The following is a 9,470-nucleotide window of genomic DNA, read 5'->3' on the forward strand; positions in this document are numbered from 1 at the left end:
TGGCGTCCTGAGCGAACGCCGGGGCGCTCGCCATCAGCGCCACGGCGCCGATGAGAGCGATGAGGGGGGTCTTCCGTTTAATGTCGAGCATCTGTCGCCAGTTCCTGATTGGTCTAGCACGTTTGGACCGAGGGTCGTCGCGCGAGAGCGTCTCCACCCTAACTCTGAATAGCCCGCCCGGAGATCGATCGCTCTTTCTCCAGCGGACCCGCTTCGCTGCGCTCGACCCGTTACGCCCCTCGCGAGGACTAGGCCTCCAGAAGGATCGTTTCGAAGCGCGTGCGACCGAGGCCCTTTCGGGCTCCGGTCTTACCGCAATGTTAGAATTGCGGCTGTGGTCCTTTGGCAACCCCTTTTCGCACCGTCAAGGGGATCATTTAGGCACAAAATCGTCGTAAAAGGCCCCGCCCCTCGCCGCTTACTGCGCCGCACAAAAGGAAATCCCGGAAATAAGGACGGTTTTTCCCTGGCAACGAGAATTGCACTGCTGCACCGCAGCATAGCAACAAAACGCCGGTCGATGAAGAAAGGCGCCTGTCCTGGCGGCAGATAGGCCCACGGGCGTCACGGTCAAGTCGCGGGGCGAGCCAGCGCCGACGCCGCCATGGCGAAGCTACGACCAGCAAATGGCCGGGCTCGAACGCGCCATGAACGAGGAAGGAAAGTGGTGCCTGGGGCCGGAATCGAACCAGCGACACGCGGATTTTCAATCCGCTGCTCTACCAACTGAGCTACCCAGGCACTCGGGCTTTACGACGACTAGGGCCGCCTCGGCGGCCTCGCCGTCAAGCGAGGAGCGGCTCTATAGGGGAGGCTGAAAAGGAAGTCCAGCGCCCTTTTGTCATTCCCTGTTGATGTCTCCGGACAGGGGATTTTCGTCGTCGTCCTCGCCGCCTTCGACGACGTAGCGGCCGCTCAGCCAGCGCTGCAGATCCACGTCGGCGCAGCGCTTGGAGCAGAAGGGGCGAAAGGCCGGATCGACCGGCTTGCCGCAAATGGGACAGCCCGTGCTCATGGGACGCGCACCTCCAGGCGATCGGCAGGCCAATCCGATTGGGGCGAGACCGCGAACCTGCGGCCCAGGCGCTCGGCGACGCCGGCGTCCAGCTCGGCCATGAACGCTTCGGCGACGGCTGGCGCGCAACGGGCTTCCAGGCGACCGCCAGGATCGGCCCTTCCCTCCCGTTCGAGGGCCCGCGCCAGGCGCCGGGCGGCATGGCGGGGATTCGGCGCCCCGGTCGAGGTCAGCAGCCGATCGAGAATCGGCGGCGCGCGGCGCGGCACGATCATCTCCAGCGTTCCGAACTTGCTGATCGCCCCGATTCCCACGCCGGGGTTATCAGGCGCGAACGCGTTGCGCGCGGCGGTCGTCAGGGCCTGGCCGTCGTGGCCGCGTCCGACTAGGTCGAAGACGACGATGCCGCCCAGGCCCTTCAGACGCAGAACCCGCGCCGCGACGCTCAGCGCCGCCATGTTGGCCTGCCGGGCCGCTCGCTTCGAATCGGTCGCGTCGCGGCCGCCCAGATCGACGTCGACCGCCGTCAGGGCGCGGGTCTCCTCGACGGCGATATCGCCCCCGCCCGGCAGGCCAAAGACGGTCGCCAGCGCGTCGCTCTCGGCTTCCTCCACCGCCAGAAGCGCCGGCTGGCCCGTTGTTGGCGATCCAGCCTTCACCACCTGGCGCAGCCGCTCCTCGACGCTGGGCGCGGCCGCCAGCACGCGCGGCTCGCCCGCCCCCTCCCCGACGAAGCGGGCCACGGCGGCCTTGTCGCGGCGAGAGGCGGTCTTGATCTCGATCTCGACCAGACCCCCCTCGACCAACTTGGGCATGTCGGGCCTGATCGGCAGGATGACGTCCCGCCCGCCCGGAAGGGCCACGAAGGCCGAGGCGAAGGTCTTTTCGACGCTCTTGATCCGCGCCACGCCGCGAACGCCCTCGGCGTCCAGGGGATCGTCCGTGGGCCAGGAGACGAACAGGCGCTCGGGGCGGCCGTCCAGGGTCACGACCCCGACCGTCTCGCCGACGCCCTTATGGAGATAAGCCCGGCGCTCGCTCATGGACGATAGCCCAAGCCAGACAGCAGGTTCAGGGTTTCATAGAGCGGCAGGCCCACGACGCTGGGATAGGACCCGTTCAACTCGGTGATGTAGCCGCCCGCGAGACCCTGGACGCCATAGCCGCCGGCCTTGCCCCGCCACTCGCCGCCGGCGACATAGGCGTCGCGCTCGGCGTCGGAGAGCCGCTTGAAGCCGACCCTGGTCTCGACCAGGCGCGAGGCCTCGCGGCCGCCGGGCGCGATCAGGGCCACGCCGGTCAGCACCTTGTGGTTTCGACCGGACAACAGCTTGAGGCAGTAAAGCGCGTCAGCCTCGGTTTCCGCCTTGGGCAAGATGCGGCGGCCGACCGCCACGACGGTGTCCGCGGCCAGCACATAGTCGTTCGGCGCGCGGGCAGCGACCGCCCGCGCCTTCTCCCGCGCCAGGCGCAAGGCGTGCTTGCGCGGAGTCTCGTCGCGCAGGGGCGTCTCGTCGATGTCGGCGGGGTCGACCCGGTCGGGCGTGACGCCGACCTGGGCCAGCAGATCGAGGCGCCGAGGGCTCGCGCTGGCCAGCACCAGCGCCGGCTGGGGAGCCATCATCTGCGTATTACTTGAAGCGGTAGGTGATACGGCCCTTGGTCAGGTCGTAGGGGGTCATCTCGACCAGGACCTTGTCGCCGGCCAGCACGCGGATGCGGTTCTTGCGCATCTTGCCGGCGGTGTGCGCGATGATCTCGTGGTCGTTTTCCAGCTTCACGCGGAACGTGGCGTTCGGCAGCAATTCGCTGACCGTGCCGGGAAACTCGAGCAGTTCTTCCTTAGCCATCAGGCCTCTCAGTAGGGACGAATCACGTAGCCGCGAGGGTGCGCCCGACGGTCGAGTCGGGACGAGGCTTCGCGGCGAAGGCGCCTCTATAACGCAATTATCCCCCAAACGTCGATGGCGCCCCGAAACGTCGCCGGATCGCCTCGGCCAGGGCGTCGCGCACCTCTCGATAAGCCGCCAGCCGCGCCTCGCGCGAACCGTTGTTGAGGGTGGGGTCGTGGGTCGGCCAGTATTCGATCTCGACAGCGCGGTCGCGCGACAGCTCGACGGCGCGATGCTGCGCCTCGGGCGTCAGCGAGATGACTACGTCGAAGCTGTCATCTTCCAGCTCGGCGAAGGTCTTGGGCCTGTGGTCGGAGACGTCGAGGCCCAGCTCGTCCATCACCGCCACGACGAAGGGGTCGATCCCCTCCCCGTCCGGATCCGCCTTCAGACCGCAGGAGTCGACGAACGCCCGCGTGCCATAGAAGCGCTTGAACAGCCCTTCGGCCATTGGCGAGCGCACGCGATTGTAGTTGCAGGAGAAAAGCACCGCGTCCGGCAGCTGGGCGGCCAAGGGATCAGCCTCGCCAGTGCAGCGCGCAGATCAGGGTGAAGAGGCGGCGGGCGGTGTCCAGATCGGTCTTGACCTTGCCCTCCAGACGCTCGCGCAACAAGGACGAGCCCTCGTTATGCAGACCGCGCCGGCCCATGTCCAAGGCCTCGATCTGCTGCGGCGTCGAGTTGCGGATCGCCGCGTAATAGCTGTCGCAGATCAAGAAGTAATCCTTGATCACGCTTCGGAACGGCGACAGCGACAGCAGATGCCGGCGCGCGTAGCCAGGGCCGGTGATGTCGAAGGCCAGGCGGTTTTCGATCAGCGACAGGCGCACGTCATAGGGACCGCCGCCGGCTTCGGCGGGTTCGAAATAGTTGCCCTCCAGCAGGTCGAAGATCGCGACCTGACGCTCCTGTTCCTGGTCGCGCGAAGCGGCCGCGAGGCTGTCCTCGTCGATCTCGATCGACTTGATGGAATGCTGGGCGCGTTCGTGGGTGGTCATGTGGCCGGAAGTTCGCCCGTCAATCGTTTGAACGCAACCGCACTGAAGCCGACAGGGCGTGCGCGGGCAAGCCTTCGGCCTCGGCCAGCGCCACCGTATGCGGTCCCAGGACGGCGAAGGACGCCGCGTCGCACTTCACGATCGAGGTGCGCTTGATGAAGTCATAGATGGACAGGCCCGACTGGAAGCGCGCCGCGCGGCTGGTCGGCAGCACGTGATTCGAACCCGCCACGTAGTCGCCGATCGCCTCGGGCGTCACGCGGCCCAGGAAGATCGCCCCGGCGTGGCGGACGCGATCCGACAGGGCTTCGGGCGTCTCGGTCGCGAACTCGACGTGCTCGGGCGCGATGGCGTCGACCAGGGCCGGGCTCTCGTCCAGCGGGGCGATGATCACCGCCCCGTGGTCCCGCCACGAGGCCGCGGCGTCAACGCCGGTGGCGAGGGTCTTAAGGCGCTCCTCGACAGCGCGCTCGACGGCCTCGGCGAAGGCTTCGTCGTCCGTGATCAGGATCGACTGGGCGGCCGGATCGTGCTCGGCTTGGCTGAGCAGGTCGGCGGCGATCCAGTCGGGATTATTGTTCTTATCTGCGACGACGACAATCTCGGAGGGTCCCGCCAGGGCGTCGATGCCGACCACCCCGTAGAGCCGCCGCTTGGCGGCGGTGACATAGGCGTTGCCGGGGCCGACGATCTTGTCGACCGGCTGGATCGGCCCCGCGCCATAGGCCAGGGCCGCGACGGCCTGAGCCCCGCCGACGCGCCAGATCTCGGTGACGCCCGCTTCCTTGGCCGCGGCCAGCACGGCCGGCTGCAGCTTGCCCGGCGGGGTGACCATGGCGATACGGTCGACGCCGGCCACCTGGGCGGGCACGGCGTTCATCAGCACGGTCGAGGGATAGGCCGCGCGGCCCCCGGGCACGTAGACGCCCACGGCCTCGAGCGGCGTCCAGCGCCAACCCAGCTCGACGCCGGCCTCGTCGGTCCAGGCCTGGTCGGCCGGGCGCTGGCGGCTGTGATAGGCGCGGATGCGGGCCGCGGCGAAGGCGATGGCCTCGCGCACCTCGGCGGGCGTCTGGGCCCAGCCTTGTTCGATCTCTTCCGGAGAGACGCGGATCGTCTCGGCGGTCAGCTCGACCTTGTCGAAGCGACGGCCATAGTCGAGCACGGCCTCCAAGCCATGGACCTTGACCGCTTGAAGGACCTCGCCCGCGGCGGCGTCGACATCGGCCGGCGAGCCACGGCGCTCATCGAGGAAAGCCCTGAAGGCGGCCTGGAAATCGGAGTCGGTGAAGGAGAAGCGGCGCATGGCCTGCTAGATGCGGTTTTTTGGCGGGGAGGCAAGTCAGAAAGCCCGCGACCCTACCCGCATCGTCGCTTCGAGGGCCGTCGGGGGATCGCGAGGCGGAGCAGCGTCGCGTCCGGACCAGCGCGGCCAGGCTCGCAGCCTGTCCTTCAGTCGGCGTGCCCCGGCGTTCGCGGCGTCGTCCACGGCTCGGAGACATCGGCCAGCGCGACGTCCAGGCAGTCGACCGAGACCCGCATGTCGCCGCCGCCCGCGAAGGTCAGGGTGACGACGCCGGCCGGCGCCTCCTCGGCGGGCTCGAAGCCCATCGAGAGAAGCTCGACGACCGCGCCCTTGGCGTCACGTCGCAGATTGCGCGCCTGGACCCCGGCGACATCGCCGAACTGCAACGCCGATCGCACCCGCTCCCCGGACTTGCCTTTGGCGGCTTCCCAGCGGAAGCGGTTGCAGGCGATGGTCAGGGTGCGCGCCTGGGCGTCCCAGCGGATGTCGCCGATCTTGGCCACGGCGTCCTGCAAGGCGGCCGACAGCACCGCGAGGTCGTCGGCGTCGTGCGCCAGCAGGCGAAGAGGCTTGGCGGTTGGCGCCATCGATCAGAGCTCCGGCTCGCCGTCGCCCTTGATGCGACGGACCTGAGCGCCGCACGCGCCCAGCTTTTCTTCCAGACGCTCGAAGCCGCGATCCAGGTGATAGATGCGGCTGACCGTGGTTTCGCCGCGCGCGACCAGCCCGGCGATCACCAGGCTGACCGAGGCGCGCAGGTCGGTGGCCATCACCTCGGCGCCTTCCAGGCGCTCCACGCCCCGCACGCGCGCCTCGCCGCCCGAGACCGAGATATCGGCGCCCAGACGCATCAGCTCCGGCGCGTGCATGAAGCGGTTCTCGAAGATGGTCTCGCGAATGCGGCTCTCGCCCTTCGCCGTGGTCATCAACGCCATGAACTGGGCTTGCAGGTCGGTGGCGAAGCCGGGGAACGGCGCGGTCTCGATATCGACCGCGTTCAGGCGTTCGTCGCCCCGCCGGATGATGCAGCCGTCGGCGGTTTCCTCGACGCCGGCGCCGGCTTCCTCCAGCTTGCGAAGCAAGGCGTCGATGAGACCCGGTCGGGCGTTGGTCAGTCGCACTTCCCCGCCCGCCATGGCGGCCGCGACGGCGTAGGTGCCCATCTCGATCCGGTCGGGGATCACCGCATGAGTCGCGCCCGCGAGGCGCGAGACGCCGTTGATAGTGATGGTCGGCGTGCCCGCGCCCTCGACCCTCGCGCCCATGGCGTTCAGGCATTCCTGCAGGTCGGCCAGCTCCGGCTCGCAGGCGGCGTTACGGATCACGGTGGTCCCATCGGCCAGCACCGCCGCCAGCATGGCGTGTTCGGTGGCGCCGACGGACACCATCGGGAAGACGATCTCGGCGCCCTTCAGGCCGCGCGGGGCCTGGGCGTAGACATAGCCCTCGTGCAGATCGATCTTGGCCCCCAGGGCCTCCAGCGCCTGCAGGTGCAGGTCGACGGGGCGCGCGCCGATGGTGCACCCGCCCGGCAGCGAGACCTTGGCCTGGCCCGAGCGCGCGACCAGCGGACCCAGCACGTTGAACGACGCTCGCATCTGGCGAACCAGATCATAGGGCGCGAAGCCGCTGGTGATCTCGGCGGCGTGCAGCACCGTCTCCTGGCCGTCGGCGCCGTCGCGCTCGGTCACCTCGACGCCCAGCCGCGCCAAGAGCTTGCCCAGGAACCGCGTGTCGGCCAGTCGCGGCATATTGGTCAGGCGCAGCGGCTCGTCGGTAAGCAGGCTGGCCGCCATCAGCTTGATGGCCGAGTTCTTGGCGCCGCTGACCGGGATCGATCCGTTCAGCCGCGCGCCGCCGGTGATGGCGATGCGATCCATTCAGGTCCCTCGAACGCGCGGAGGTGGGGCTCTCGGCGCGCTTCACATGTGAGGAGCGGGTTCTATCGGTTGCAAGAGGGCTTGCAAGGCCTTCAACGCCTAAATTGGCGCGGAGAGGTCGTAGGGCGCTTCGTCTTCCGGCCAACGCAGGTCATGGGTGATGCTGGCCAGATCGATGGCCACCTGAACCAGGTCGATCGCCTTGCGCGTCGCCGAAAGCCCATCCCGCCCGAAAGCCGCCTTGCCGGCCTCGGTGTCGAACTGCCCGCCGTCTCCGACCAGGCGCACGGCCACCGCCCATTCGCTCGAATCCGGCGCTCGAAACGGCGCCGACATCTCGACCCTCAACGCCACGCGTTCGCCGTCGCCATGACTTATCCCCAGCAATTCTCGAACGACGCCGTAGGGCCTGGGCGCCAGCTTGGCGGCCTCGAGCGCCGCCGTGTTTTCATCGAAACTCCCGCGGGCCGGCGCTTTTCGCTTCCGGAGATTGGTGCGCAACGCTTCGGCGAGCTTGGCTTCGCGGGTCGATGGGTCGTGGCTGATCGGCATGTCTCGGGGGTGCGGCGACAAAGTTCTTCGGTCAAGACGATTTTGGGCTTGGCGTTCGCGATTCTCCTCGCTATACGCCCCCTCCTCGTCGCCGCCGTAGCTCAGTGGTAGAGCGCATCCTTGGTAAGGCTGAGGTCGGCAGTTCAATCCTGCCCGGCGGCACCATGGGGGCCCAAAGCAAGTTCAAGGCTTTGGGCCCCCGCCAGTTTTCAGACATTGACGGCGCTTGAGCGCCCCTTCCGGACGCTAGGCGCGCCAGCGCCTTTGCCTTCCGCCAGGCGACGGCGCTGATCCTCGTTTTCGGGCGGACATCGTCTGGATGTTCATGGCCAGCCTAGGACCGGCTCTGATCGGACGCGGCTTCCAGGACCGCGCGGTTCAGCAAGGTAAGCTGCGCCCCGCGGATATCGATCAGCCCATCACGTCGCATCTGCTGCAGGGTGCGATTGACGTGCACGAGGCTGAGGCCCAGGGCGTCCGCCAGAACCTCCTGCTTGATCGGGAGATGGAAACTCTCGCCGCGCGCCTCGCCGATCTCCGCGAGCCGGCCATGCAGCTCGAGCAGCAGATGCGCCATGCGTTCGTAGGCGGTCTGTCGCCCCAGGCGCACGATCTGGTCGATCAGTCGCGCCTGCTGAGCGGCCGCCGCGCCGGCCAGGGCTCGGCTCAGCCCCTCGCTGGCGGGAGAGAAGCCAGGCTGGGTAGACCGCGCTCGCAAGGGCGTCAGAGCCACGGCCTGGACGGCGTGTTGGGAACGGGTCAGCAGGTCGAACCCGATGCCGTCGCCAGGCAGCAGGAAGGCCACGATCTGTCGCCGCCCGTCGCGCAGGGAATGGGCCAGACACGCCCAGCCCGATAGCAGGAACATCGGGGCGGCGCGGGCGCTATCCAGGTCCCTGCCCGCTGGGTAGGCCTCGATCCGGCCGAGCCGGGCCTCGAGCGCGGCCGCGTCCTCGTCCAGGAGCGGACCAAAGCGCCTCAACCGACGAAGATAAGCCTTCTCCACGGGCCGTTCGGGGACAACGGCTAGCATTGGGCGTCACGCCGGGTTCGATTGCGACGCGGAACCGCCCTTTTCATCACTCGCCCTGTCCAATCAGCGAGCCCCATCCCGGCCCTATCATCCGCCGCTCCCAAGGCGACGTCGAGGCGAAATGGACGTTCGCGTCGAGACATGGCCCCCGCCGAGATCCTGACCGCCGCCTCCATCGCGTTTCGTTCCTGGCGGCGTCCAACGGGCGACAATTCTCTTCCTGATCATGGCGTCCCAGGTCTCGCGGACATAGCGCTTCGAGGTCGATGCGAAGGGCCATCTAAAGCCGCACGCGGGTGAGGTTCCCCGCCCTATCGACGACCGCCAGCCGGGGGACGAACCCGCAAGACGCCAGCACCGTCGCCTGACGGCGCGCCTGCCGTTCGGCCTCGGCGCCCGAGCGAAAGATCTGCGCCAGCGCGTTCCGATCACAGAACAGGACCCAGCCGCCGTTCAGAGGTTCGATCCTGAGGAGGCTCACGGCCGGGAAAGTCGAAACCGTGCGCGAAACATCGTTCCGGCTCGCGGCGGGCATCACCACGCGCGAAAACCGCGATAAGCGCGGCGAAAGAAGCGAGGCGGGTCGCGGAGGCTGATCGCCATCGATGATCCTTTCAGGCCGTTGCGCGCCCGCGGAGCCATGCCGCGGGCGCGCGATCGCCTAAGCCGTGGGCCTAGCGGCGGTCTTCCCAGCCGCGACGGGCGGCCTCGGCGTGACCTTCGCTATCGCCGAACCAGCCACCCTGACCACGACCGCGGCCTCGGCCGCCCCGGTCGTCGTCATCGTCTCGGCC

General features: G+C 68.3%; 12 protein-coding genes, 2 tRNA genes and 1 pseudogene. 1 reads left to right on the forward strand and 14 read right to left on the reverse strand.

Translation table 11 applies throughout. The features are described from left to right. The 12 genes and pseudogenes from FCU40_RS21615 to FCU40_RS21670 form a co-directional block, all read right to left on the reverse strand. A pseudogene (locus tag FCU40_RS21615) lies at nucleotides 1-91 on the reverse strand (flagellar motor protein MotA); the annotation flags it as partial. Between the two features lie 574 nt (nucleotides 92-665). Beyond that, nucleotides 666-741: transfer RNA gene (locus FCU40_RS21620), tRNA-Phe, on the reverse strand. 100 nt (nucleotides 742-841) lie between these two features. Further along, nucleotides 842-1,015: a DNA gyrase inhibitor YacG gene (gene yacG / locus FCU40_RS21625; protein ID WP_004617680.1), complete on the reverse strand. Its 174-nt coding sequence runs from the start codon at nucleotides 1,013-1,015 to the stop codon at nucleotides 842-844. After that, a complete protein-coding gene (locus FCU40_RS21630) occupies nucleotides 1,012-2,058 on the reverse strand; it encodes a ribonuclease E/G (protein ID WP_168077790.1) in 1,047 nt (348 codons plus the stop codon). Before FCU40_RS21630 ends, yacG begins: the two co-directional genes overlap by 4 nt. Continuing rightward, nucleotides 2,055-2,639 carry a Maf family nucleotide pyrophosphatase gene (locus FCU40_RS21635; RefSeq protein ID WP_168077792.1) on the reverse strand — a complete coding sequence of 195 codons (585 nt, stop codon included), beginning with the start codon at nucleotides 2,637-2,639 and terminating at the stop codon, nucleotides 2,055-2,057. Before FCU40_RS21635 ends, FCU40_RS21630 begins: the two co-directional genes overlap by 4 nt. A gap of 7 nt (nucleotides 2,640-2,646) precedes the next feature. Then, nucleotides 2,647-2,865, reverse strand: coding sequence for a translation initiation factor IF-1 (gene infA, locus FCU40_RS21640; RefSeq protein WP_004617696.1), 219 nt, complete (start codon nucleotides 2,863-2,865; stop codon nucleotides 2,647-2,649). A 97-nt stretch (nucleotides 2,866-2,962) separates the two neighbouring features. Beyond that, the gene (locus FCU40_RS21645) at nucleotides 2,963-3,421 is read right to left on the reverse strand and encodes a low molecular weight phosphatase family protein (RefSeq protein WP_168077794.1); all 459 of its coding nucleotides are present in this window, start codon (nucleotides 3,419-3,421) and stop codon (nucleotides 2,963-2,965) included. 4 nt (nucleotides 3,422-3,425) lie between these two features. After that, nucleotides 3,426-3,905, reverse strand: coding sequence for a UPF0262 family protein (locus FCU40_RS21650; protein WP_004617700.1), 480 nt, complete (start codon nucleotides 3,903-3,905; stop codon nucleotides 3,426-3,428). Nucleotides 3,906-3,924: 19 nt separating this feature from the next. Beyond that, complete coding sequence (hisD, locus tag FCU40_RS21655) at nucleotides 3,925-5,211, reverse strand: histidinol dehydrogenase (protein ID WP_168077796.1); 1,287 nt, start codon at nucleotides 5,209-5,211, stop codon at nucleotides 3,925-3,927. Between the two features lie 146 nt (nucleotides 5,212-5,357). Next, nucleotides 5,358-5,798 (reverse strand): DUF2948 family protein, encoded by a 441-nt coding sequence (locus FCU40_RS21660; RefSeq protein ID WP_168077798.1) that lies wholly within the window; start codon nucleotides 5,796-5,798, stop codon nucleotides 5,358-5,360. A 3-nt stretch (nucleotides 5,799-5,801) separates the two neighbouring features. Then, on the reverse strand, nucleotides 5,802-7,091 hold the full coding sequence (murA, locus tag FCU40_RS21665; RefSeq protein ID WP_004617706.1) for a UDP-N-acetylglucosamine 1-carboxyvinyltransferase: 1,290 nt from the start codon (nucleotides 7,089-7,091) through the stop codon (nucleotides 5,802-5,804). 99 nt (nucleotides 7,092-7,190) lie between these two features. After that, the gene (locus FCU40_RS21670; protein ID WP_168077800.1) at nucleotides 7,191-7,643 is read right to left on the reverse strand and encodes a hypothetical protein; all 453 of its coding nucleotides are present in this window, start codon (nucleotides 7,641-7,643) and stop codon (nucleotides 7,191-7,193) included. A 90-nt stretch (nucleotides 7,644-7,733) separates the two neighbouring features. Between FCU40_RS21670 and FCU40_RS21675 the strand changes: the two genes are divergently transcribed. Continuing rightward, a tRNA-Thr gene (locus FCU40_RS21675) sits at nucleotides 7,734-7,808 on the forward strand. A 169-nt stretch (nucleotides 7,809-7,977) separates the two neighbouring features. Here FCU40_RS21675 and FCU40_RS21680 read toward each other — a convergent pair. Next, nucleotides 7,978-8,676 carry a Crp/Fnr family transcriptional regulator gene (locus FCU40_RS21680; protein ID WP_168077802.1) on the reverse strand — a complete coding sequence of 233 codons (699 nt, stop codon included), beginning with the start codon at nucleotides 8,674-8,676 and terminating at the stop codon, nucleotides 7,978-7,980. Nucleotides 8,677-8,956: 280 nt separating this feature from the next. Beyond that, the gene (locus FCU40_RS21685; protein ID WP_206677364.1) at nucleotides 8,957-9,211 is read right to left on the reverse strand and encodes a hypothetical protein; all 255 of its coding nucleotides are present in this window, start codon (nucleotides 9,209-9,211) and stop codon (nucleotides 8,957-8,959) included. Between the last annotated feature and the right edge of the window lie 259 nt (nucleotides 9,212-9,470).

The organism is Caulobacter sp. SSI4214, from assembly GCF_012184455.1.
Taxonomy (GTDB): domain Bacteria; phylum Pseudomonadota; class Alphaproteobacteria; order Caulobacterales; family Caulobacteraceae; genus Caulobacter; species Caulobacter vibrioides_E.

Bases quoted from the DNA above. Each gene is read 5' to 3' on its own strand.
- yacG (WP_004617680.1), bottom strand. From the start codon at position 1,015: ATGAGCACGGGCTGTCCCATTTGCGGCAAGCCGGTCGATCCGGCCTTT.
- FCU40_RS21630 (WP_168077790.1), bottom strand. From the start codon at position 2,058: ATGAGCGAGCGCCGGGCTTATCTCCATAAGGGCGTCGGCGAGACGGTC.
- FCU40_RS21635 (WP_168077792.1), bottom strand. From the start codon at position 2,639: ATGATGGCTCCCCAGCCGGCGCTGGTGCTGGCCAGCGCGAGCCCTCGG.
- infA (WP_004617696.1), bottom strand. From the start codon at position 2,865: ATGGCTAAGGAAGAACTGCTCGAGTTTCCCGGCACGGTCAGCGAATTG.
- FCU40_RS21650 (WP_004617700.1), bottom strand. From the start codon at position 3,905: ATGACCACCCACGAACGCGCCCAGCATTCCATCAAGTCGATCGAGATC.
- hisD (WP_168077796.1), bottom strand. From the start codon at position 5,211: ATGCGCCGCTTCTCCTTCACCGACTCCGATTTCCAGGCCGCCTTCAGG.
- FCU40_RS21660 (WP_168077798.1), bottom strand. From the start codon at position 5,798: ATGGCGCCAACCGCCAAGCCTCTTCGCCTGCTGGCGCACGACGCCGAC.
- murA (WP_004617706.1), bottom strand. From the start codon at position 7,091: ATGGATCGCATCGCCATCACCGGCGGCGCGCGGCTGAACGGATCGATC.
- FCU40_RS21670 (WP_168077800.1), bottom strand. From the start codon at position 7,643: ATGCCGATCAGCCACGACCCATCGACCCGCGAAGCCAAGCTCGCCGAA.
- FCU40_RS21680 (WP_168077802.1), bottom strand. From the start codon at position 8,676: ATGCTAGCCGTTGTCCCCGAACGGCCCGTGGAGAAGGCTTATCTTCGT.
- FCU40_RS21685 (WP_206677364.1), bottom strand. From the start codon at position 9,211: ATGCCCGCCGCGAGCCGGAACGATGTTTCGCGCACGGTTTCGACTTTC.